The 23,651-nt window shown below is 42.9% G+C and carries 31 protein-coding genes; all 31 read right to left on the bottom strand.

Annotation, left to right across the window (positions count from 1 at the left end; translation table 11 throughout):
• Positions 1-117, bottom strand: a complete 117-nt coding sequence (gene ykgO / locus G457_RS22495; protein WP_081701372.1) for a type B 50S ribosomal protein L36 — start codon at positions 115-117, stop codon at positions 1-3.
• Between the two features lie 63 nt (positions 118-180).
• On the bottom strand, positions 181-399 hold the full coding sequence (gene infA, locus G457_RS0103420; RefSeq protein ID WP_008202999.1) for a translation initiation factor IF-1: 219 nt from the start codon (positions 397-399) through the stop codon (positions 181-183).
• Between the two features lies 1 nt (position 400).
• Positions 401-1,174, bottom strand: a complete 774-nt coding sequence (gene map, locus G457_RS0103415) for a type I methionyl aminopeptidase (RefSeq protein ID WP_026945213.1) — start codon at positions 1,172-1,174, stop codon at positions 401-403.
• 1 nt (position 1,175) lies between these two features.
• The gene (secY, locus tag G457_RS0103410) at positions 1,176-2,495 is read right to left on the bottom strand and encodes a preprotein translocase subunit SecY (protein WP_026945212.1); all 1,320 of its coding nucleotides are present in this window, start codon (positions 2,493-2,495) and stop codon (positions 1,176-1,178) included.
• A 4-nt stretch (positions 2,496-2,499) separates the two neighbouring features.
• Positions 2,500-2,946 carry a 50S ribosomal protein L15 gene (gene rplO / locus G457_RS0103405; protein WP_024284786.1) on the bottom strand — a complete coding sequence of 149 codons (447 nt, stop codon included), beginning with the start codon at positions 2,944-2,946 and terminating at the stop codon, positions 2,500-2,502.
• Positions 2,947-2,948: 2 nt separating this feature from the next.
• Positions 2,949-3,128 (bottom strand): 50S ribosomal protein L30, encoded by a 180-nt coding sequence (gene rpmD / locus G457_RS0103400; protein WP_024284785.1) that lies wholly within the window; start codon positions 3,126-3,128, stop codon positions 2,949-2,951.
• 4 nt (positions 3,129-3,132) lie between these two features.
• Positions 3,133-3,651 carry a 30S ribosomal protein S5 gene (gene rpsE, locus G457_RS0103395; RefSeq protein ID WP_024284784.1) on the bottom strand — a complete coding sequence of 173 codons (519 nt, stop codon included), beginning with the start codon at positions 3,649-3,651 and terminating at the stop codon, positions 3,133-3,135.
• A 6-nt stretch (positions 3,652-3,657) separates the two neighbouring features.
• Positions 3,658-4,008 (bottom strand): 50S ribosomal protein L18, encoded by a 351-nt coding sequence (gene rplR, locus G457_RS0103390; RefSeq protein ID WP_026945211.1) that lies wholly within the window; start codon positions 4,006-4,008, stop codon positions 3,658-3,660.
• A gap of 6 nt (positions 4,009-4,014) precedes the next feature.
• On the bottom strand, positions 4,015-4,572 hold the full coding sequence (rplF, locus tag G457_RS0103385) for a 50S ribosomal protein L6 (RefSeq protein ID WP_026945210.1): 558 nt from the start codon (positions 4,570-4,572) through the stop codon (positions 4,015-4,017).
• 9 nt (positions 4,573-4,581) lie between these two features.
• Positions 4,582-4,977, bottom strand: coding sequence for a 30S ribosomal protein S8 (gene rpsH, locus G457_RS0103380; RefSeq protein WP_026945209.1), 396 nt, complete (start codon positions 4,975-4,977; stop codon positions 4,582-4,584).
• 82 nt (positions 4,978-5,059) lie between these two features.
• Complete coding sequence (gene rpsN / locus G457_RS0103375; RefSeq protein ID WP_024284780.1) at positions 5,060-5,329, bottom strand: 30S ribosomal protein S14; 270 nt, start codon at positions 5,327-5,329, stop codon at positions 5,060-5,062.
• A 1-nt stretch (position 5,330) separates the two neighbouring features.
• The gene (gene rplE, locus G457_RS0103370; RefSeq protein WP_026945208.1) at positions 5,331-5,891 is read right to left on the bottom strand and encodes a 50S ribosomal protein L5; all 561 of its coding nucleotides are present in this window, start codon (positions 5,889-5,891) and stop codon (positions 5,331-5,333) included.
• On the bottom strand, positions 5,884-6,228 hold the full coding sequence (gene rplX, locus G457_RS0103365) for a 50S ribosomal protein L24 (RefSeq protein WP_024284778.1): 345 nt from the start codon (positions 6,226-6,228) through the stop codon (positions 5,884-5,886). Before rplX ends, rplE begins: the two co-directional genes overlap by 8 nt.
• 2 nt (positions 6,229-6,230) lie before the next feature.
• Positions 6,231-6,599, bottom strand: a complete 369-nt coding sequence (gene rplN / locus G457_RS0103360) for a 50S ribosomal protein L14 (RefSeq protein WP_024284777.1) — start codon at positions 6,597-6,599, stop codon at positions 6,231-6,233.
• 2 nt (positions 6,600-6,601) lie between these two features.
• The gene (rpsQ, locus tag G457_RS0103355; protein ID WP_024284776.1) at positions 6,602-6,865 is read right to left on the bottom strand and encodes a 30S ribosomal protein S17; all 264 of its coding nucleotides are present in this window, start codon (positions 6,863-6,865) and stop codon (positions 6,602-6,604) included.
• An 18-nt stretch (positions 6,866-6,883) separates the two neighbouring features.
• Positions 6,884-7,066: a 50S ribosomal protein L29 gene (rpmC, locus tag G457_RS0103350; RefSeq protein WP_024284775.1), complete on the bottom strand. Its 183-nt coding sequence runs from the start codon at positions 7,064-7,066 to the stop codon at positions 6,884-6,886.
• A gap of 8 nt (positions 7,067-7,074) precedes the next feature.
• On the bottom strand, positions 7,075-7,494 hold the full coding sequence (gene rplP, locus G457_RS0103345; protein ID WP_026945207.1) for a 50S ribosomal protein L16: 420 nt from the start codon (positions 7,492-7,494) through the stop codon (positions 7,075-7,077).
• Between the two features lie 23 nt (positions 7,495-7,517).
• On the bottom strand, positions 7,518-8,243 hold the full coding sequence (gene rpsC / locus G457_RS0103340; RefSeq protein ID WP_024284773.1) for a 30S ribosomal protein S3: 726 nt from the start codon (positions 8,241-8,243) through the stop codon (positions 7,518-7,520).
• A 9-nt stretch (positions 8,244-8,252) separates the two neighbouring features.
• A complete protein-coding gene (gene rplV, locus G457_RS0103335; RefSeq protein WP_024284772.1) occupies positions 8,253-8,645 on the bottom strand; it encodes a 50S ribosomal protein L22 in 393 nt (130 codons plus the stop codon).
• Between the two features lie 2 nt (positions 8,646-8,647).
• On the bottom strand, positions 8,648-8,926 hold the full coding sequence (gene rpsS / locus G457_RS0103330; RefSeq protein WP_024284771.1) for a 30S ribosomal protein S19: 279 nt from the start codon (positions 8,924-8,926) through the stop codon (positions 8,648-8,650).
• A gap of 2 nt (positions 8,927-8,928) precedes the next feature.
• Positions 8,929-9,753, bottom strand: a complete 825-nt coding sequence (rplB, locus tag G457_RS0103325) for a 50S ribosomal protein L2 (RefSeq protein WP_024284770.1) — start codon at positions 9,751-9,753, stop codon at positions 8,929-8,931.
• Positions 9,754-9,766: 13 nt separating this feature from the next.
• Positions 9,767-10,054 (bottom strand): 50S ribosomal protein L23, encoded by a 288-nt coding sequence (gene rplW / locus G457_RS0103320; protein ID WP_026945205.1) that lies wholly within the window; start codon positions 10,052-10,054, stop codon positions 9,767-9,769.
• Between the two features lie 4 nt (positions 10,055-10,058).
• On the bottom strand, positions 10,059-10,688 hold the full coding sequence (gene rplD, locus G457_RS0103315) for a 50S ribosomal protein L4 (RefSeq protein WP_026945204.1): 630 nt from the start codon (positions 10,686-10,688) through the stop codon (positions 10,059-10,061).
• Positions 10,689-10,691: 3 nt separating this feature from the next.
• Positions 10,692-11,324, bottom strand: coding sequence for a 50S ribosomal protein L3 (rplC, locus tag G457_RS0103310; RefSeq protein ID WP_026945203.1), 633 nt, complete (start codon positions 11,322-11,324; stop codon positions 10,692-10,694).
• Between the two features lie 246 nt (positions 11,325-11,570).
• Positions 11,571-11,876, bottom strand: coding sequence for a 30S ribosomal protein S10 (rpsJ, locus tag G457_RS0103300; RefSeq protein ID WP_024284766.1), 306 nt, complete (start codon positions 11,874-11,876; stop codon positions 11,571-11,573).
• 12 nt (positions 11,877-11,888) lie between these two features.
• Positions 11,889-14,012 (bottom strand): elongation factor G, encoded by a 2,124-nt coding sequence (gene fusA / locus G457_RS0103295; RefSeq protein ID WP_026945202.1) that lies wholly within the window; start codon positions 14,010-14,012, stop codon positions 11,889-11,891.
• Between the two features lie 6 nt (positions 14,013-14,018).
• On the bottom strand, positions 14,019-14,486 hold the full coding sequence (rpsG, locus tag G457_RS0103290; RefSeq protein ID WP_024284764.1) for a 30S ribosomal protein S7: 468 nt from the start codon (positions 14,484-14,486) through the stop codon (positions 14,019-14,021).
• 19 nt (positions 14,487-14,505) lie between these two features.
• Positions 14,506-14,895: a 30S ribosomal protein S12 gene (gene rpsL, locus G457_RS0103285; RefSeq protein ID WP_009034221.1), complete on the bottom strand. Its 390-nt coding sequence runs from the start codon at positions 14,893-14,895 to the stop codon at positions 14,506-14,508.
• A 98-nt stretch (positions 14,896-14,993) separates the two neighbouring features.
• Complete coding sequence (locus G457_RS0103280; RefSeq protein ID WP_026945201.1) at positions 14,994-15,308, bottom strand: DUF3467 domain-containing protein; 315 nt, start codon at positions 15,306-15,308, stop codon at positions 14,994-14,996.
• 62 nt (positions 15,309-15,370) lie between these two features.
• Positions 15,371-19,681, bottom strand: coding sequence for a DNA-directed RNA polymerase subunit beta' (gene rpoC, locus G457_RS0103275; protein ID WP_026945200.1), 4,311 nt, complete (start codon positions 19,679-19,681; stop codon positions 15,371-15,373).
• Between the two features lie 50 nt (positions 19,682-19,731).
• Complete coding sequence (gene rpoB, locus G457_RS0103270) at positions 19,732-23,607, bottom strand: DNA-directed RNA polymerase subunit beta (RefSeq protein ID WP_026945199.1); 3,876 nt, start codon at positions 23,605-23,607, stop codon at positions 19,732-19,734.
• Positions 23,608-23,651: the final 44 nt, after the last annotated feature.

Here is a 23,651-nt window from a genome sequence, read left to right as displayed (position 1 = left end):
TTAACCTTGTCTTTGTTTAAACTTAGGATTCTTTTTGTTGATGACGTAAAGCTTTCCTTTTCTTCTGATCACCTTACAGTCAGCGCTTCTCTTTTTGATAGATGCCCTTACTTTCATATGCTTATTAGTTGTTTTTTTAAGGCAATATAAAACCTGGTTTGAGGCCAGACTTTATTGCTTTTACTTATATCTGTATACAATTCTGCCTTTTGAAAGGTCGTATGGAGAAAGCTCCAGCTTAACCCGGTCACCTGGAAGGATCTTGATATAATTCATCCTCATCTTTCCAGATATGTGTGCAATGAGCTGATGTCCATTTTCCAGCTCTACTTTAAACATCGCGTTGGACAAGGCCTCGATAATAGTACCGTCCTGTTCGATTGAAGTTTGTTTAGCCATATTAGAATTTATAGTTCTCTTCTATGTACTTATGCGAAGTCAATATTTCTGTACGATCTTCAAAGATCGCAACCGTATGCTCATAATGTGCTGACGGCTTTCGATCGGCAGTCCGAATAGTCCAACCATCTCGTTCTTGCACGATATTTCGTGTACCAAGATTGACCATCGGTTCGATAGCTATGACCATGCCGTCTTTAAGCAATGGACCACTACCTTTTTTGCCATAATTAGGGACTTCAGGTGCTTCATGAAGATTCTTTCCTAGACCATGTCCCACCAGCTCGCGAACGACGGTATAACCTTTGGCCTCTACAAACTTCTGAATGGCATTCCCAATATCTCCAATACGATTGCCAAAAACTGCCTTTTCAATTCCCAGATATAATGAATCTTTGGTGGCGCGCAATAAATCTAAGACTGGGGATGATACTTCACCTACGGGATACGTATAAGCGGAATCGCTATGAAAACCTTGGTGAAAGACTCCACAATCTATCGAGATTATATCGCCATCTTTCAATTCATACTCGCTGGGAAATCCGTGAACTACTACTTCATTCACAGAAATACAGAGTGAAGCAGGGAAACCGCCATAACCTTTGAAAGAAGGAACGGCTTGATGATCCCTGATAAACTCCTCAGCAATTTTATCTAAGTAAGAGGTCTTTACCCCTACTTTGACATGCTTGGCTACTTCCCCGTGGGCTTTCGCCAAGATATCAGCACTCTCTTTTATCTTTTGAACCTCCTCAGAGGTTTTATAATGAATCATGTTAAGCTACTTGGTAATTCGAAGCGTTGTTCTTCATATTACCGCTCTTCATCATTCCTTCATAGTGACGCATTAGCAGATAACTCTCAATCTGTCTAAGCGTATCCATAATCACGCCTACCATAATCAGGAGTGATGTACCTCCATAAAACTGCGCAAACTCACCACCAACACCTGCGATGATCGCAAGAGCAGGAAGAATGGCAACTACAGCTAAAAGGATAGAACCTGGAAGCGTAATCTTAGAAATGATACCATCGATGAATTCAGAGGTAGGCGCACCAGGCTTGATACCAGGTACAAAACCTCCATTTCTCTTCATGTCTTCAGCTATTTGCTCAGGATTAACTGTAATAGCGGTATAGAAGAAAGTAAAGACGATGATCATCACTGCGAATACAAGATTGTACTGCCAAGAAGTAAAATCAGAGAAGGTAGTACCTATGTAATTGGCAATATCACTCTCGCCAGCCCAAATCTGAGCAATCAAGGCAGGAACAAACATCAATGACTGGGCAAAGATAATTGGCATCACACCAGAAGCATTAACCTTGATAGGAATGTACTGCCGCTGTCCTCCATATACCTTACCCCCTACAACTTGCTTTGCGTATTGTACAGGAATTCTACGTGTAGCTTCTGTCAATGCCACTACACCTACAACTACAAAGAAGAGTACGGCAGCTTCGATCAATAGCAGTAGTAATCCAGAAGACCCCTTTTCAAGAACCTCGGCGATAATTGCACCTGGGAATCTAGAGATGATACCGATCATGATCAGCATGGAAATACCATTACCAATTCCCTTTTCAGTAATCTTCTCTCCCAACCACATACAGAACATAGTACCTGCAGAAAGCAATACCAATGAACTGAACATGAACAATCCGGTACTTACCATAACTGCGCCTGTCGGCAAAATAGTAGCAGTAACGTAACCGATACCTTGAGCAATAGTGATCAGAATTGTCAAAACTCGGGTTATCTGATTGATTCTTTTACGACCAGATTCACCTTCTTTTTGCATCTTCTGAAAATAGGGTACTCCGACAGTCAAAAGCTGCAACACGATGGAAGCAGAGATGTAGGGCATGATACCCAATCCGAAGATGGATGCATTACTAAAAGCACCACCTAGAAACGTATCAATCAAACCGAAAATACCCTCCTGAGGACCACCCAACTTAGAGGGGTCAACACCAGGTAAAACGATAAAGGAACCTAATCGGAAAATAATTAGGAACCCAACCGTATTGAGAATTCTCACCCGAAGGTCTTCGATTGAAAAGATATTCTTAACTGTCGAAATAAACTTTTTCATTTAATCAAATCTTATTGACGGAACCGCCTGCTTTTTCAATAGCTTCAACGGCAGATGCCGAGAAAGCGTGTGCAGAAACAGCAACTTTTGAATTCAATTCACCACCACCTAGAACTTTTACTCTGTCATTTTTAGAAGCAACGCCATGTGCAACCAAAGTAGCAAAGTCAAGGGTTTCTAGATTGTGAGTTTCTGCAAGGGCCTGCAAGGTATCCAAATTAATTGGCTTGTACTCTACCCTATTCAAACTTTTGAATCCAAATTTAGGAACTCTTCTTTGAAGTGGCATCTGACCACCTTCAAATCCAAGCTTCTTCTTATATCCAGATCTAGATTTAGCACCTTTGTGACCTCTTGTGGAGGTACCGCCTCGTCCAGAACCAGGACCTCTACCGATTCTCTTTCGGTTTTTAGTAGATCCTTCTGCTGGTTTTAATGTATGTAATTTCATGATTAAACCTCCTCTACTTTTACTAGGTGATTGACTTTCTTAACCATCCCTGCAATCTGAGGTGTATTTTCTACCTCTACAGATTTACTAATTCGTCCAAGGCCCAAAGCAGTAATCGTAGCTTTTTGATCCTTTGGTCTTTTGATGGTAGATCTAACTTGCGTGATTTTTATCTTGGCCATGAGATTATCCGTTAAAAACTTTAGACATTTTCACTCCTCGCTGCTGAGATACTGCAATAGCATCACGCAAATTCATCAAAGCATCGATAGTAGCCTTCACTACGTTGTGAGGATTGGAAGATCCTTTAGATTTAGCCAAAACGTCAGTGACGCCAGCTGATTCCAATACTGCACGCATCGCACCACCGGCAATTACACCTGTACCTGCTGCTGCTGGCTTGATAAGAACCAAACCACCACCGAATTTGCCAATTTGCTCGTGAGGAATTGTACCCTTAAGTACTGGAACTTTCACGAGGTTCTTTTTAGCATCTTCGATTCCTTTTGTAATTGCATCAGTTACCTCATTGGCCTTACCCAATCCGTAACCTACTACACCGTTACCGTCACCTACTACCACAATAGAAGAGAAAGAGAATCGGCGTCCACCTTTCACTACTTTCGCTACTCGGTTGATAGCAACGACTTTTTCCTTAAGTTCTGTATCTGTAGCCCTGATAGGCTTTTTTCTTAGTTGAGACATCGCTGATTAAAATTTAAGGCCACCTTCTCTGGCTCCATCGGCCAAGGCTTTGATATTACCGTGAAACAAATAACCGTTTCTGTCAAAAACCACAGAACTTACACCGTTTGCAGTAGCTTTCTCAGCAAGTTTCTTACCTACTTCCTTAGAAATCTCTACATTGATATTACGCTCAACTCCCAATTCTTTGGAAGATGCATGCGCAAGCGTATGTCCTTTAAGGTCATCGACCAATTGTGCATAGATACCCGTGTTACTTTTGAACACAGATAAACGAGGTCTGGAATCGGTACCGAAAATTTTTCTACGGATACCCTGCTTGATTCTAAGTCTTCTGGAATTCTTATTAAATGCCATAACCTATTATTTTTTAGCGGCAGTTTTACCAGCCTTACGTCTAATTTGTTCACCAACAAATCGAACACCTTTACCTTTGTAAGGCTCGATTTTTCTAAGAGACCTAATTTTAGCAGCTACTTGTCCGATCAATTCCTTATCGATTGCCTCGAGGGTGATGATCGGATTTTTACCTTTAGCAGTCTCAGTCTTCACATTAATAGTCTCCGGCAAAGCGAAAAAGATATTGTGTGAATACCCTAAGTTCAACTCAAGAACTTGTCCTTGGTTAGTGGCTTTGTAACCTACACCCACAAGCTCAAGTTCTTTCTTATATCCTTCGGACACGCCGATGACCATGTTATTGATCAATGATCTGTAAAGACCGTGAAGCGACTTATGTCTCTTGGATTCAGTAGGACGAGAAACGACAATATCATTTCCCTCTACTGTCACTTTGATGTCAGGATTGACTTCCTGCACTAGTGTACCCTTTGGACCTTTAACAGTGACTACTCCATGAGCAGACACGTCTACAGTAACACCGCTGGGTAGATTTATTGGTTTTTTACCTATTCGTGACATGATAGTAAATTAATATACGTAGGCAAGTACTTCTCCTCCGATCCCTTCGGAGCGAGCTTCTTTATCAGTCATTACCCCTTTAGAGGTAGAGATGATGGCCACACCCAAACCGTTGATCACGCGGGGTAGCTCATCGTGTTTTGCATATTTTCTAAGACCTGGCTTACTTACGCGAGTCAGGTTTACGATTGCATTTTGCTTAGTAGTAGGATTGTACTTCAAAGCGATCTTAATCGTGCCTTGAGGTCCGTTATCTTCAAACTTATAGTTTTGGATATATCCTTTGTCATGCAATACTTTGGTGATCTCCTTCTTAATGTTAGAAGCAGGGATCTCCACGATACGATGAGAAGCCTTGATGGCATTTCTCAATCGAGTCAAGTAATCAGCTATTGGATCAGTCATGGTATTTTAGTCTAGCTCCACCCTATTTTTGGGCGTGCAAAGTTACGAATTGATTTTTTAAATAAAAACTACTGTCGTGATTTTACCAGCTGGACTTCGTGATACCAGGGATCTTACCGGCAGATGCCATTTCCCTAAATGTCACACGGTTGATACCAAACTTTCTCATGTATCCTTTCGGACGACCGGTAAGTTTGCATCGGTTGTGAAGTCTTACCGGAGAAGCGTTCTTCGGAAGCTTGTCAAGCGCCTCATAATCACCAGCTGCTTTCAGCTCAGCTCTTTTTTGGGCATACTTGGCTACCAAGCGCTCTCTTTTTCTCTCACGAGCTTTGATGGACTCTCTAGCCATATTATTCTGGATTATTTTTGTTTACGAAAGGCATCCCGAAAGCTTTCAAAAGTGCAAAGCTCTCTTCATCTGACGGTGCAGAAGTCACGAATGTGATGTCCATGCCTGAGATTCGATTTACTTTTTCGATAGAGATTTCAGGGAAAATGATTTGCTCAGTTACTCCCAAAGTATAATTTCCTCTTCCATCGAAACCTTTGTCAGAAATTCCTTTGAAGTCACGTACACGTGGCAAAGCCACTGTCATCAAACGATCAAGGAATTCATACATTCTGTCGCCACGCAAAGTCACTTTCGCTCCGATAGGCATTCCTTCACGAAGCTTAAAGTTGGATACGGATTTCTTAGCAATCGTAGCAACGGCACGCTGACCGCTGATCAATGAAAGCTCTTCTACACCCTGGTCAACCAACTTCTTGTCAGCTACTGCAGCTCCGATACCTTTACTGATAACAATTTTGCTCAGCTTAGGAACTTGCATCACAGACTTGTACTGAAACTTCTCTTTTAGACCTGGAACGATTTCGCTCAGGTACTTATCTTTCATTCTAGGATTAGCCATTGATCACCTCCCCAGTTTTCTTTGCGTATCTTACTAATTTACCGTTGTCGCCCATTTTCCGACCTATTCGGGTAGCTTCACCGCTTTTAGGGTCTACAAGCATCAAGTTACTGATGTGTACAGAAGCTTCCTTCTTTTCGATTCCACCCTGTGGTTTAGCGGCAGTAGGCTTGACATGCTTGGTCACCATATTGATTCCTTCTACAAATGCTCTTTGCTTTTGGGTATCAATAGCCAGGATTTTGCCTGTTTTCCCTTTATCATCACCAGCGATCACTTTTACGGTGTCTCCGGTTTTCACGTGCAGTTTTGTCTGCTTGTTGATTTTACTTGCCATGATTATAGTACTTCAGGGGCCAAGGAAACGATTTTCATATATTGCTTTTCACGGAGCTCACGAGCAACTGGGCCAAAGATACGGGTACCTCTTGGCTCATCGTTGTTGTTCAACAATACCGCAGCATTGTCTTCAAAACGAATGTAAGATCCATCTTTACGTCGTATTTCTTTACGAGTACGGACGATAACCGCTTTAGAAACGGTACCTTTTTTCATATTGCTGGAAGATAGGGCTGATTTAACAGTCACAACCACCTTGTCGCCGATGGAAGCATAACGCTTTCGCGTACCTCCCAAAACACGGATCACCAATACCTCTTTGGCACCGGAATTATCCGCCACGCTTAGTCTTGATTCTTGCTGTATCATGATTATTTAGCCCTTTCAATAATTTCAACTAATCTCCAACGCTTGTTCTTACTCAGCGGACGAGTTTCACTGATCTTAACGATGTCACCTGTGTTACACTCGTTTTTCTCGTCATGAGCCATGAATTTGGTAGTCTTTGCAACGAACTTGCCGTAGATGCCGTGCTTCACACGACGCTCTACTGCTACAGTAATGGACTTATCCATTTTGTTGCTGATGACCTTACCTACTCTTTCTTTTCGAAGGTTTCTTTCGATCGTAGCCATTTTCTTTTCTGTTAGCTATTATTTGGATGCTAATGCAGTCTTCAATCTTGCGATAAGACGCTTAGTTTCACCAATTCGGTTAGGATTTTCAATTGGAGAAATTGAGTGAGCAAATTTCAACTTGCTCAGGTTCGCTTTCTCAGTGCTGATTCGCTCAGCAATTTCACTTGCGGAAAGTGAAGATATTTCTGCGTATTTCATTGTTCTGATTATTCTGCGTAATCTCTACGGACAATAAACTTTGTGCTAACTGGCAATTTCTGCTGAGCTAATCGGAGTGCCTCTTTGGCAGTCTCAATTGAGACTCCGGTAGCTTCAAACAAAATAGTTCCAGGCTTGATCACGGCTACCCAATACTCAGGAGCACCTTTACCTTTACCCATACGTACTTCAGCAGGTTTCTTGGTCACAGGCTTGTCCGGGAAAATCCGGATCCATACCTGACCTTCACGCTTCATAGCACGGGTCATTGCGATTCGGGCTGCCTCAATCTGACGGGATGTAATCCATCCTGCTTCTAGAGACTTGATGCCAAAGTTGCCAAAAGCGAGCGTATGCCCTCTTTGTGCAATGCCTTTGACACGGCCCTTTTGCATTTTTCTATATTTAGTTCTTTTCGGCTGTAACATGATTTCTCACTTATCGGTGAAAATTAGCTATTTCTTTTTCTACGTCTTGGGGCTCTATCTCCTTTACCTGGTCCACGGCCCTTAGGATCCTGACCGGCACCTACGTTTGGAGAAAGGTCACGCTTTCCATAAACTTCCCCTTTGAAGATCCAAACTTTGATACCGATGATTCCATACACAGTCTGTGCTTCGGAGATCGCGTAATCAATGTCTGCTCTTAAAGTATGAAGTGGAATTCTTCCTTCTTTGTACATCTCAGATCGAGCCATTTCTGCTCCACCTAGACGACCGGAAAGCTTCACTTTGATCCCCTCGGCTCCTACTCGCATAGAGGCAGCTATAGCTTGCTTCATAGCGCGACGGAAAGAGATACGTGCCTGTAGCTGCTGAGCGATAGACTCACCTACTAGTTTGGCATCCAGTTCAGGTCTTTTGATTTCAAAGATATTGATCTGAATGTCCTTGTTAGTAAGCTTTTTCAATTCCTCTTTCAGCTTATCTACTTCGGCACCACCTTTACCAATCACTACTCCTGGACGGGCTGTGTGAATTGTCAAGGTGATTCTCTTAAGCGTACGCTCAATGATCACTTTTGAAATTCCACCCTTAGGAATTCTGGCAAGGACGTACTTTCGGATTTTTTGATCTTCGTATAGTTTGTCAGCAAAGTCCTTTCCTCCGTACCAGTTGGAGTCCCAGCCCTTGACAATACCAAGTCGCAATCCTATTGGGTTGATCTTTTGTCCCATAGTTTGTTCTTAATTTGCCTGTTCGTTTGTTTCAACTATATCAGCGGTAACGTCCATATCGTTGAATGCATCAACTACAAGAGTCACATGATTTGATCTTTTGCGGATTCTATGTCCACGGCCTTGGGGAGCAGGTCTCAATCTCTTGAGCGCTCTTCCTTCATCTACCATGATGGTTTTGATGTATAGGTCTGCTTCTTCCAATTTGGCATCAGGATTCTTAGCCTGCCAATTGGCCACTGCGGAAAGAAGAAGTTTCTCCAGACGGATTGCCCCGTGATTTGGAGTGAACTTCAAAATGCTGAGGGCCAACCCTACTCTTTTACCTCTGACCAAGTCAGCGACAAGTCGCATTTTGCGCGGAGAGGTAGGAACGTTTTTTAATCTTGCTACTGCTTCCATGATTATCTCTTTCCTTTATCTTTTTTGGCAATGTGGCCTCTGAAATTTCTCGTCGGAGCAAATTCACCCAGCTTGTGTCCTACCATATTGTCTGTGACAAATACAGGAATGAATTTATTTCCATTATGCACAGCGAAGGTATGACCTACGAAATCCGGAGAAATCATGGAGCGTCGAGACCAAGTCTTGATGACAGATTTTTTGCCGGACTCGTTCATCGCGTCCACTTTCTTTAGAAGGTGATGCTCGATATAAGGACCTTTTTTTAATGAACGTGCCATGATTATTTAGATCTTTTACTAATGATGAACTTGTTTGAATACTTCTTAGGCGAACGAGTTTTCTTACCCTTGGCAAGAAGTCCGTTACGTGATCTTGGGTGACCTCCGGATGAACGTCCTTCACCACCACCCATTGGGTGATCGACAGGGTTCATTGCTACACCTCTTACTCGAGGTCTTCTTCCGAGCCATCTCTTACGACCAGCCTTACCAAGCACCACGTTCATGTGGTCTCCATTAGATACTGTACCAATAGTGGCCATGCAAGTACCTAATACCATTCTCATTTCACCAGAAGGGAGTTTCAAAGTCACATATTTGCCCTCACGAGCAACGATCTGAGCATATCCACCAGCACTTCTTACCATTGCTGCACCTTTACCTGGCTTCAATTCCACACAGTGTACAATTGTACCCATTGGGATATTAGCCATTGGCATAGCATTACCCACTTCAGGAGCTACGCTTTCGCCAGCGATGACAGTCTGTCCTACTTGCAATCCTTCCGGAGCAATGATATAGGCTTTCGCACCATCGGCATAGTAAAGAAGTGCCAAACGGGCAGTTCTATTTGGATCATATTCGATCGCTTTGACTGTAGCAGGTACTCCAAACTTATTTCGCTTGAAGTCTACAATTCTCAGTCTTCGCTTGTGACCACCACCGATATAGCGGGCAGTCATTCTCCCTTGATTATTTCTACCGCCTGATTTCTTCAGTGGAGCAAGAAGGGATTTCTCTGGCGTTGACTTGGTGATCTCGTCAAATGCCGGAGCTACCCTGAATCTCGTTCCTGCTGTTACAGGCTTCAATTTTTTAATTGCCATGATCTTGATTCAATTAAATTTCTCCGTAAAAGTCGATTACCTCTCCGTCAGCTACCTGTACGAAGGCTTTCTTGAAAGCATTGGTAAATCCTGAAACGATACCTGCTTTGGTGTAGCGATTCTTACGCTTCGCAGCGTAACGCATGGTACGAATTGATACCACTTTGACACCATAAGTCTTTTCTATAGCGTTTTTAATTTCCGGCTTTTTGGCGGAACGGTCTACGACGAATCCATAGACACCACGCTCGTTCATAGCGGAAACTTTCTCTGTGATCAAAGGCTGCTTTAGAATGTCCATTGTCTTATTTTGATAAAATGGTTTCCAACTTACTTACAGAACCTTCGCAAAGCACCAAGTGGTCTGCATTAAGGACAGCGTAAGTATTTACATCATTTACATTGACAACTTTTGCCTTTGGGATATTACGGCTGGACAGGTAAACGTTTTTGTTGTCTTCTGGGAGAACCAACAGCGTCTTCTTATCGGATAGCGCCAATCCATTAAGCAATGCCAGGTAGGATTTAGTCTTGGGTGCTTCAAAGCTGAAGTTTTCCAAAACAGAAAGACTATTTTCTTTCACCTTGTATGCAAGGGCAGACTTTCTGGCAAGTTGTTTTACTTTTTTGTTCAATTTGAACGAGTAGTTTCTGGGCTTAGGACCAAAAACTCTACCTCCACCTCTGAAGATCGGAGACTTCAAAGATCCCGCACGAGCTGTACCGGTACCTTTTTGCTTCTTGATCTTCTTGGTAGATCCTGCGATTTCGTTTCGCTCTTTTGATTTATGTGTTCCCTGTCTCTGATTAGCCAGGTACTGCTTCACATCCAGATAGATGGCGTTGTCATTCGGCTCAATCCCGAAGATTTCGTCTGACAATTGTACCTTTCTACCGGTATCTTGGCCTTGTTGATTTAATACTGCTAATTCCATGGCTTACTTCTCTAGAATTACGAAAGAGTTTTTGTGACCTGGTATTGAACCTGAAACCAACAGGAGGTTTTGCTCAGGGTAAATTTTCAATACTCTGAGGTTCAATACTTTCACACGATTTCCACCGGTTCTACCGGCCATTCGCATTCCCTTAAATACTCGGGATGGCCAAGAACAAGCACCAATGGATCCTGGGTGACGCTGTCTGTTGTGCTGACCGTGAGTTTGACCACCCACACCGGCAAAACCATGACGCTTCACTACACCCTGGAAGCCTTTACCTTTAGAAGTACCGATAGCATCTACGAAGTCTCCTTCAATAAACACCTCTCCGGCCTTCACCGTAGCTCCAAGATCAACCTGGCCTTCAAACTCGACCCGGAAATCCCGAAACTCAACAACTTTCTGCTTTGGCGTGGTGCCGGCCTTTTTAAAGTGACCGATCAGTGGCTTAGGAGTATTCTTCTCCTTTCGCTCCCCATACGCCATTTGCACTGCGTTGTACCCGTCTGTTTCAACGTTTTTTACTTGCGTCACTACGCAAGGACCAGCCTCTATTAGCGTGCATGCGACGTTACGTCCATCGGCACTGAAAATGCTAGTCATTCCTACTTTTTTTCCTATTATACCAGACATCTTTTGGAGATAATTTGATAATCCACAAGCATTTATGCGCTTGGGCCCTTTTTAAGGACTGCAAAGTTACTGAAATAAAATTCTGTAGCAAACCCCAACTCCTATATTTTCAAACAATTAGCTAGAATTTTCCGTAGCAGAGACTAATTTCATTTGGTTTGCAGCCGGATTTCTTCTGGAAATCTTTAGACAAAGAAAAGACCCACCTATTGGTGGGTCTTATTTTCCCTGAAATTTCAGATTCTGTCAGACTTTGATTTCGACGTCTACTCCACTTGGAAGTTCGATTTTCATCAAGGCGTCAACAGTCTTAGATGAGTTTGAGTAGATATCTACCAATCTCTTGTAAGTACAAAGCTGATACTGATCTCTTGCTTTCTTATTTACGTGTGGAGACTTCAATACGGTGAATTTCTCCTTTTTGGTAGGCAAAGGAATCGGTCCGACTACCACAGCACCCGTCGCTTTGACGGCTTTCACGATCTTCTCTGATGACTTATCCACCAGGCTGTGATCGTATGATTTTAGTTTTATTCTGATTTTCTGATTCATCACAAATATTGATTAGGCATTCTGACCTTTTACGTTTGCTATTACAGTTTCCGCGATGTTGTTCGGAACAGGCTCATAGTGAGAGAATGTCAATGAAGCTGTAGCTCGACCTGAAGAGATGGTTCTCAAATCAGTGATATAGCCAAACAGTTCAGACAATGGAACAGAAGCTTTCACTACTGTAGAAGTCCCTTTGGTATCCATTCCTTTCATTAATCCTCTTCTTCTATTCAAGTCACCAGTGATAGGACCTGTGTACTCATCTGGAGTTACCACGTCTACTGACATGATAGGCTCAAGCAATTGAGGCTTACACTTTTTAGCAGCTTCTTTGAATCCAAGTCTTGCAGCCAATTCAAAAGAAAGGGCGTCTGAATCGACGTCGTGGAATGATCCGTGGAACAATCTCACTTTCATCGCCTCGATTGGGTATCCTGCCAAAGGACCATTCTTCATCGCTTCAGCAAATCCTTTCTGGATAGATGGAATAAATTCTTTTGGAATTACACCACCGACGATACCGTTAACGAAATCCAAACCTGGCTTAATTTCTCCAGTCTCAGCATCCGCTTCGCGTGGACCTAGTTCAAAAACGATATCGGCAAATTTACCTTTACCCCCAGTCTGCTTCTTGTAAACTTCTTTATGCTCAACAGAGCCAAACAAAGCTTCTTTGTAAGCAACTTGAGGAGCACCTTGGTTGATCTCAACCTTGAACTCACGCTTCAAACGGTCGATGATGATATCTAGGTGAAGTTCTCCCATACCTCTCAAGATAGTCTGACCAGTTTCGTGATCAGTATTTACTTGAAGTGTTGGATCTTCTTCTACTAGCTTGGCGATAGCCATACCCAATTTATCTACGTCAGCCTGAGTTTTTGGCTCGATTGCGTATCCAATTACAGGCTCAGGGAAGATCATAGACTCCAATACAACTTTACGCTTTTCGTCGCAAAGGGTATCACCAGTCTTGATGTCCTTAAATCCTACTACCGCACCAATATCACCTGCACGAAGTGCATCGATTTGATTTTGCTTATTGGCGTGCATTTGGAATACACGAGAGATACGCTCTTTATTTCCAGAACGGCTATTAAATACATAAGAGCCAGAATCCAATCTACCGGAATAAGCTCTTACGAAGCATAGACGTCCTACGAATGGGTCAGTAGCAATTTTGAATGCTAGACCAGAGAAAGGCTCGTCCTCATCTGGAGCGATTCTCACCTCTTTCTCTTCGTCGTCCAGATCATGAGCGATGATATCGTCTTTGTCCATTGGAGAAGGAAGTAATTCCATCACCAAGTCAAGCATGGTCTGAACTCCTTTGTTTTTGAATGAAGATCCACAAACCATCGGAACAATCTTCATGTCAATGGTTGCTGCACGAAGTGCTGTAAGGATTTCTTGCTCGGAGATCGAATCAGGATCGTCGAAGAATTTCTCCATCAACGATTCGTCATACTCAGCAACAGCTTCTAGCAAATGCTCTCTCCACTGGTCAACCTCTTCTTGCATATCTTCAGGAATTGGAACCTCTTCGAAAGTCATTCCCATATCCTCTTCATTCCATACAATAGCTCTGTTATTGATCAAATCAACAACACCTTTGAACTTATCTTCTGCTCCGATAGGCAACTGCAAAGGAACTGCATAGCTACCCAACATCTCCTTCACTTGCTTACACACGTCAAGGAAGTTGGCACCAGCACGGTCCATTTTGTTGACAAATCCGATACGAGCTACTTTGTAGTTATCTGCTAGTCTCCAGTTAGTCTCCGACTGAGGTTCTACACCGTCAACGGCACTGAAAAGGAATACCAATCCATCCAATACACGCAAGGAACGGTTTACCTCTACGGTAAAGTCCACGTGTCCCGGAGTATCGATGATGTTGATTTGGTATTTTTGATCTCTGTAGTTCCAGAATACGGTAGTCGCAGCTGAAGTAATAGTAATACCTCTTTCCTGCTCTTGAGCCATCCAGTCCATGGTAGCTGCGCCGTCGTGAACCTCACCGATTTTGTGAGATACACCTGAGTAAAAAAGAATCCGCTCAGTGGTGGTAGTTTTACCGGCATCAATGTGAGCGGCGATACCGATATTTCTGGTGTACTTTAAGTCTCTTTTAGCCATCCTTAATTAAAATCTAAAATGTGAGAATGCTTTGTTGGCTTCTGCCATTCTATGCGTATCATCTTTCTTCTTGACGGCGGCACCTTCACCTTTAGCAGCAGCCATAATTTCGCCTGCTAGTCTATCCATCATGGTCTTTTCACCTCTTTTTCTTGCATAGTTGATCATCCACTTAATTCCAAGGGACATCTTCCGCTCTGGTCTGACTTCCATTGGAACTTGGAATGTAGCACCACCAACTCTACGACTCTTCACCTCTACGGATGGAGCAATATTGTTAAGCGCTTTTTTCCAAACTTCAAGACCATTCTCACCTACTTTTGCCTCCACTTTCTCGACTGCGTCGTAGAAAATGTTGTAAGCAATACTCTTCTTCCCGTCGATCATTAGACAGTTTACAAACTTGGTCACCAAAGTGTCATTGAACTTTGGATCGGGAAGAATATATCTCTTCTTTGGTTTCGCTTTTCTCATTTCTTTCTCTGATTACTGATTATTTTTTGGCTGCTGCAGCCTTTGGTCGTTTCGCACCGTACTTGGATCGGCCCTGCTTTCGGTCCTTCACACCAGCGGTATCTAGTGCACCTCGGATGATGTGATATCTCACACCTGGTAGATCTTTCACACGACCACCTCTGATCAATACGATAGAGTGCTCTTGTAGATTGTGACCTTCACCTGGAATGTAAGCGTTCACTTCTTTTCCATTTGTCAATCTAACCCTTGCCACCTTTCTCATCGCTGAGTTAGGCTTCTTAGGCGTGGTAGTGTATACTCTGGTACAAACCCCTCTTCGCTGTGGACATGCATCCAAAGCTCTTGATTTTGATTTGGTTTCCAGTGTAGTTCTACCTTTTCTTACTAACTGTTGAATAGTAGGCATTAACTGAAATTATTTAGTTGTCTTGTAAACTGTTGAATTTTGGACTGCAAAGGTAAATAAAGTAATAAGACTAACAAAATTAAGCAGTTATATTTTTGTTAGGCTTCTCCGGGCGTTCCAAAGCTAATCGGGAACTTCGGCTGCTCATCATTCGGATTGATTTTTCCAAAAGCGGCCTCATACTTATCAATGTTGTCTTTTAATGCAGCCAGCAATCGCTGGGCATGTTCCGGAGTAATTATCACTCTGGATTTCACTTTTGCCTTTGGAACACCAGGCATCATCCGGATGAAATCTATCACAAACTCTGAATTGGAGTGGGCGATCATGGCCAAATTACAATAAACGCCTTCTGCCACTTCTTCGCTCAATTCGACATTGATCTGTTGATCTGGTTTCTTTTGCTCGCTCATTTTCTTAGGATTAAAAAAGGCCTGCTCGACGCAGGCCTTTCACTTAAGACTAATTATAAATTTTACAGAATTGCTTCGCTGGACTTTGAAGAAGTCATCTCCATGTTTTCAGAAAGCTTTTCGTACTCCTCTTGAGATCCAACGATCATCTTCTGGAAGTTACGCTGACCTGTACCGGCTGGGATCAAGTGACCTACGATCACGTTTTCCTTCAGACCTAACAACTCATCACGCTTACCTCGGATAGACGCTTCGGAAAGTACCTTGGTAGTTTCCTGGAAGGATGCTGCAGAGATAAAGCTCTCAGTACCCAAAGAAGCTGCCGTGATACCTTGAAGTGTTGGCTTAGAAACCGCAGTTTCTGCATCCCTCACTTGTACCAATTTCAAATCCTTACGCTTCAGACTGGAGTTTTCGTCTCTCAATCTTCTTGCAGAAATGATCATACCTGGCTTCAAAGTACTAGAATCACCTGCATCCATGACGACTTTCTTATCAAGAATCATATCGTTTTCTTCTCTGAAAGCCCACTTGTCTACAGTCTGACCCTGAAGGAAGCTCGTGTCTCCTGCATCCAGAATTTCGACTTTTTGCATCATTTGAGATACAATCACCTCGATGTGCTTATCATTGATTTTCACACCTTGAAGTCGGTATACTTCTTGGATTTCGTTGACCAAGTATTCCTGAACAGCCGTCGGCCCTTTGATTGCCAAGATATCATTTGGAGTAATCGCTCCATCAGATAATGGCTCACCAGCACGGATGAAATCATTCTCCTGTACCAAAATATGCTTAGAAAGCGACACCATGTATTTCTTGATCACACCATCTTTAGATTCGATGATGATCTCTCGGTTACCACGCTTAATACCTCCGTAAGAAACCACTCCGTCGATTTCAGAAACTACCGCCGGATTAGACGGGTTACGTGCTTCGAAAAGTTCGGTTACTCGTGGAAGACCACCGGTAATATCTCGAGTTTTACCTACAGATCGTGGAATTTTAACAAGTATTTGACCAGCCTTCACTTTGTCGCCCAAGTCAACTGCCAAGTGGGCACCTACTGGGATATTGTAAGACTTGCTATCCTCGCCGTACTCAACTACGATCGCAGGGTTCTTCGTTCTATCTTTGGTTTCGATGATTACTTTCTCACGGAATCCTGTCTGATCATCGGCTACTTCTTTGAAGGTAACACCTTCAACAATCGACTCAAAATCAATCTTTCCATCAAATTCGGAAAGAATCACTGCGTTGTATGGATCCCAAGTACAAAGTGAATCACCTTTCGCTACCTTCTGACCATCTTTCACATTCAAGATAGCTCCATAAGGAACGTGGTTCGACACTAAGGTCTTGCCGCTTTTCGCTTCATTGATTCGAATCTCACCGGATCGTCCCATTACTACTGTAACAGGCTCTCCATCCTTATTGGTGGTCTCGATGAATCTCAATTCCTCGTCGAATTCAACAACTCCTTCAAATTTAGCATTGATACTTGCATCAACTGCCATGTTGGAAGCTGTACCACCGACGTGGAATGTACGAAGTGTCAACTGAGTACCTGGTTCACCGATGGACTGTGCAGCAATTACACCAACAGATTCACCTGTATGAGCCATTTTACCAGTAGCAAGGTTTCTTCCGTAGCACTTAGAACAAACTCCTCTACGAGTTTCGCAAGTCAACACGGATCGAATCTCTACTTCTTCGATTGCGGAATCATCTACTTTAGCAGCGATTTCGTCGTCAATCTCTACTCCAGCAGGAATGATCAATTCATCTGAAATCGGATCATACACGTCATGAACAGATACTCGTCCTAGGATTCGCTCAGAAAGTGGTTCTACAATGTCTTCATTGTCTTTGAGTGGCTGTACAACCAATCCTCTTAGCGTACCGCAATCATCTTCAGTGACGATCATATCTTGAGCTACGTCAACCAAACGACGAGTCAAATACCCCGCATCGGCTGTTTTCAAGGCTGTATCTGCAAGACCCTTTCGAGCACCGTGTGTGGAGATAAAGTACTCCAATACATCAAGACCCTCTTTGAAGTTTGAAAGGATTGGGTTTTCGATGATTTCACCTACAGAACCCTGAAGATTCTTCTGTGGCTTGGCCATCAAACCTCTCATACCACCCAACTGACGAATCTGCTCACGAGAACCTCGGGCTCCGGAGTGCATCATCATGTAGATCGCATTAAATCCTTGCTTATCTTCCTCCATCTGCTTCATCAAGATGTTCGTCAGATGAGAGTTAGTTCTTGTCCAGATATCAATTACTTGGTTGTATCGCTCATTGTCTGTGATAAGACCCATTAGATAGTTGTTCCAAACAACATCTACTTCTTCTTTTGCCTTATCGATCATCGGATCTTTCTCATCCGGAATGATGACATCATTCAGACCCATAGACAATCCACCTTGATAGGCCATTTGGAAACCAAGGTGCTTGATATCATCCAGGAATTGAGCAGTTCGGGCTACACCGCAAACCTTCACAACTTTAGCAATGATTTGCTGAAGCTTTTTCTTAGTCAATAGTTCGTTGACATAGCCTACTTCTTCTGGTACAAATTGATTGAAAATCAATCGTCCTGCTACCGTGTCAATAAGCTCAGATTTGATCTCTCCATCTGCAGAGCGAACATTTACCTTACACTTAATGTGAGCATGTTTGGAAATTTGCCCCTCGTTAAGAGCAATAATTACTTCCTCTTGACTGTAGAAGGTCATTCCCTCTCCAGCTACAGGCTCTTCCTCAGTAGATTTTTTACCCTTAGTCACGTAGTAAAGACCCAAAACCATATCCTGAGAAGGAACAGTAATTGGAGCACCGTTTGCCGGGTTCAAAATGTTGTGCGAAGAAAGCATCAAGGTAGATGCCTCTAGGATAGCTTCATGTCCAAGTGGAACGTGTACTGCCATTTGGTCACCGTCAAAGTCAGCGTTGAATGCTGTACAAACTAGTGGGTGCAATTGGATCGCTTTTCCTTCGATCAATTTTGGCTGGAAAGCCTGAATACCCAAACGGTGAAGAGTTGGAGCACGGTTAAGAAGAACAGGGTGCCCTTTCAACACATTTTCCAAAATATCCCAAACGACAGGATCTTTACGATCCACAATTTTCTTAGCAGATTTTACCGTTTTAACAATTCCTCTTTCGATCAGCTTTCTGATGATAAAAGGCTTGAAAAGCTCTGCTGCCATATTTTTAGGAAGACCGCACTCGTGAAGCTTCAATTCAGGACCTACTACGATCACCGAACGACCGGAGTAATCCACACGCTTACCGAGCAAATTCTGACGGAATCGACCTTGCTTACCTTTCAACATATCAGAAAGAGACTTCAAGGCACGGTTTCCATCGGATCTTACCGCGTTTACTTTTCTTGAGTTGTCAAATAGTGAATCGACAGCTTCCTGAAGCATTCGCTTTTCGTTTCTCAAAATCACCTCAGGTGCTTTGATATCGATCAAACGCTTCAATCGGTTGTTTCGAATAATTACACGACGGTAAAGGTCATTCAAATCAGAAGTTGCAAATCGACCTCCATCCAAAGGAACCAATGGTCGCAATTCTGGCGGAATAACAGGCACCATGCGGACGATCATCCACTCAGGTCTGTTTTCGATTCGCGTACGTGCATCACGGAATGCCTCTACTACTTTCAATCGCTTTAGCGCTTCTGCCTTCCGCTGCTGGGAAGTATCTGTAGCCGCCTGGTGGCGAAGAGAGTAAGATAGATCATCCAAATCCAAACGAGCAAGAAGCATTTCCAATGCCTCCGCACCCATTTTAGCAATAAATTTATTTGGATCATCATCATCCAAAAGATGGTTTTCTTTTGGAAGCTTATCCATGATATCGAGGTATTCGTCCTCCGTCAAAAAGTCAAGATATTGAATACCGTCTTCAGCTTTAATACCAGCTTGAACTACCGCATATCGCTCATAATATACGATTTGATCTAGCTTTTTGGTAGGAAGTCCCAATAGGTAACCAATTTTGTTTGGAAGGGACTTGAAATACCAAATATGGGCAACGGGAACTACCAATTCGATATGTCCCATTCGCTCACGTCGTACTTTCTTCTCGGTCACCTCTACACCACAACGGTCGCAGATAATGCCCTTGTATCTGATGCGCTTGTATTTGCCACAATGACACTCCCAGTCTTTGACCGGACCAAAAATCCGCTCACAGAACAACCCGCCCATTTCAGGCTTGTAAGTTCTGTAGTTGATAGTTTCTGGCTGGGTCACTTCACCATTTGAGCTATCCAGAATAGATTCTGGGCTAGCCAAACTGATGGTGACTCTCGAAAAGTCATTGTTGAGTTTTTTGTTTTTTCTGAACGCCATAGTTTATAGAAAGATATGTGAAGGGCGGTTACCCGCCCAATTGAGCCAAATTAGTCTAAGGTGATTTCTAGTGCCAAACCTCTCAATTCGTGAACCAATACATTGAATGATTCAGGGATATTTGGTTTTGGCAGATTCTCACCCTTAACAATCGCTTCGTATGCTTTTGCACGGCCAATTACGTCATCAGACTTAACCGTCAAAATTTCCTGCAGCACGTGTGATGCACCGAATGCTTCCAATGCCCATACTTCCATCTCTCCAAATCGCTGTCCACCGAATTGGGCTTTACCACCCAATGGCTGCTGCGTGATCAAAGAGTAAGGACCGATGGATCTTGCGTGCATTTTGTCGTCTACCAAGTGACCTAGCTTCAACATGTAAGCTATACCTACGGTCACCGGCTGATCAAATCTGACGCCTGATAGACCATCGTATAGGTAAGTTCGGCCATATGGAGGTAAACCTGCTGCTTCCAACTCTGCAGAAACCTCTTCCATAGAAGCTCCATCAAAGATTGGAGTGGCATATTTCTTACCAAGTTTCTGACCAGCCCATGCCAATACAGTTTCGAAGATCTGTCCGATGTTCATTCGGGAAGGTACGCCCAGTGGGTTCAATACAATGTCCATTGGAGTACCATCTTCCAAGAATGGCATATCTTCATCTCTTACGATTCTTGCCACGATACCTTTGTTACCGTGACGACCTGCCATCTTATCTCCTACTTTCAGTTTACGCTTCTTGGCTACGTATACTTTTGCCAACTTCACGATACCTGCAGGAAGCTCATCACCTACCTCCAATGTAAATCGCTCACGCTTAAATTGACCGGAAATCTCATTACGAGCATTGGTGTAATTTTTCACCAATTGTACAATGAGTGAATTGGTATGTGCATCATCTGTCCAGTCATCTAGGATGATGTCTGAGATCAAATTCGCTTCTTCTGGCACATTGTAGTTAGACTCATCCCGATAAGGGTTCTTAGCTGGGAAGAGGTTATTTTCAATGTTTTTATGATTGAATTTCTGTCCCTTGCTGATAATCTCATCACCAAACTTATGCTTGACACCCAAAGAGGTCTTTCCGTCAAGAATATTGACCAACTTGTTGATCATTCGAGCGCGGATTCCAAGAAGGTCTTTGGAGTATTTTGCCTTCAGTTTTTCAACCTCAGCTTTTGCCTTAGCACGTACATCCTTGTCCTTCTTAGGTCTGGAGAATAGTTTGGTCTCGATTACCACTCCGTTCAATGATGGAGAAGCCTTCAAGGAAGCATCTTTTACATCACCTGCTTTATCACCGAAGATGGCTCTTAGAAGCTTCTCTTCTGGGGTAGGATCAGTTTCACCTTTTGGAGTAATCTTACCAATAATGATATCGCCTTCTTTGATTTCCGCACCTACAGTGATGATACCGTTTTCATCCAAGTGCTTGACAGCTTCCTCGGAAACGTTTGGAATTTCAGAAGTCAATTCTTCCTCTCCACGCTTAGTATCCCGAACTTCTAGTTGGAATTCTTCTACGTGAATGGAAGTAAATATATCCTCACGAACAACTCGTTCAGAAATAACGATCGCATCCTCGAAGTTGTAACCCTGCCAAGGCATGTAAGCTACTCTTAGGTTTTTACCCAGTGCAAGCTCACCATTATTGGTGGAGTAACCTTCTACCAAAACTTGACCTTTTTCCACTTTTTGACCATGCAAAACAAGTGGTGTCAGGTTTATCGTTGTGTCTTGGTTAGTTCTTCTGAATTTGATCAGATCATATGTTTTATATTCATCCGTGAAGTTGACCAACAACTCATCGTCAGATAGGTCATACTTGATTCGGATTTTTGTAGCATCTACATAGTCAACCACACCGCTTGCCTCAGCAATAATCAGTGATCTAGAATCGATAGCAGCTTTTCCTTCAAGACCAGTACCTACGATAGGTGCTTCAGCTTTCAACAATGGAACTGCCTGACGCTGCATGTTGGAGCCCATCAAGGCTCGGTTTGCATCATCATGCTCCAAGAATGGAATCAACGAAGCAGCTACAGATACAATCTGATTAGGAGCTACGTCCATGTAACTGATTTCGTTTGGCTCCAACACAGGGAAATCACCCTCATATCTAGCCTTCACACGATCATTTACAAAAGATCCTTTCTCATCCAAAGGTGCATTGGCCTGAGCGATGTTATGATTATCCTCTTCTTCTGCAGTAAGGAAGACAATATCCTCCTTCTTCATCCCTACTTTGCCTTCTTTTACTTGGCGATAAGGAGTTTCCAAGAAGCCCATTGAATTCACTTTTGCGTGAACACATAGAGAGGAAATCAATCCAATATTTGGACCTTCAGGAGTTTCGATCGTACAAAGACGCCCATAGTGCGTATAGTGAACGTCACGAACCTCGAAACCTGCACGCTCTCTAGAAAGACCACCAGGACCTAAGGCAGAAAGTCTACGCTTGTGGGTCAACTCAGCCAATGGATTGGTTTGATCCATAAACTGAGAAAGTTGGTTGGTTCCGAAGAAAGAGTTGATTACTGAAGAAAGCGTACGCGCGTTGATCAAATCAACTGGCTTGAAATCTTCGTTGTCACGAACGTTCATTCGCTCACGGATGGTTCTAGCCATTCTAGCCAAACCTACACCAAATTGGCTGTAAAGCTGCTCGCCTACAGTACGAACACGTCTGTTTGACAAGTGATCAATATCATCGACAACTGCTTTAGAGTTAATCAAACCGATCAAGTATTTAACGATATTGATGATATCCTCTTTGGTAAGGACGATTTTCTCCGAATCGATGTCGAGACCCAGTTTTTTGTTGATTCTATAACGACCAACTTCTCCTAGATCATAACGCTTGTCAGAGAAGAACAAGGAGTGAATTACCTCACGGGCAGTAGCCTCATCAGGAGCTTCAGTATTTCTCAACTGACGATAAATGACTTCTACCGCTTCCTTCTCAGAGTTTGAGTTATCTTTTTGTAAAGTATTGTAGATGATGGAGTAGTCAGCAATGTTGACATCTTCTCTGTGGAGAATGATGCTCTTAGAGCCTGAATCCAAGATCATTTCAATATCTTCCTCGGTAAGTACCGTATCACGTTCTAATAGAACTTCATTTCGGTCGATAGAAACTACCTCTCCAGTATCCTCATCCACAAAGTCCTCTACCCATGTTCTCAAAACACGAGCTGCCAACTTTCTACCAGCTGCTTTTTTAAGAGCGGTTTTAGTGGCATTGACTTCTTCAGAAAGACCAAATAGATCCAAGATGTCCTTATCTGAACCGTATCCAATCGCTCTAAGAAGAGTAGTTACCGGAAATTTTTTCTTACGATCGATATAAGCATACATGACATTGTTGATGTCAGTTGCAAACTCGATCCAAGAACCTTTGAAAGGAATAATTCGAGCGGAATAAAGCTTGGTACCGTTGGTGTGCTTACTTTGAGCAAAGAAGACACCTGGAGATCGGTGAAGCTGGGAAACGATCACTCGCTCAGCCCCATTGATCACAAATGAACCTTTTTCGGTCATGTATGGAAGATTTCCTAAAAATACTTCCTGCTCGATAGTTTCAAAGTCCTCATTATCTTCATCGTGGCAAAGCAACCTCAATTTTGCCTTGAGCGGCACAGAGTAGGTTAGTCCGCGCTCGATACACTCTCCGACGCTGTATTTAGGAGGGTCAACTGCATAGTCAATAAACTCCAAGGTGAAGTTTTCACGGGAATCAGAAATTGGGAAATTCTCTGAAAAAACCTTGAATAATCCGTCTGCTCTTCGCTTCTCAGCAGGTGTATCCAGTTGGAAAAAGTCCTTGAAGGACTGCAACTGAATATCGAGAAAATCCGGATAGTCTTTGACCACCTTAATGGAGGAGAAACTTTTCCTTTCGGTTTGATTCTTGATAGCCAAGGTAGTGTGTGTTTTAGTGATATTTAATAAAGGAATGCGACAAT

It is taken from the genome of Algoriphagus marincola DSM 16067 (genome assembly GCF_000429405.1).
Lineage (GTDB): Bacteria > Bacteroidota > Bacteroidia > Cytophagales > Cyclobacteriaceae > Algoriphagus > Algoriphagus marincola.
This window is presented reverse-complemented; position numbering and strand designations above follow the sequence as displayed.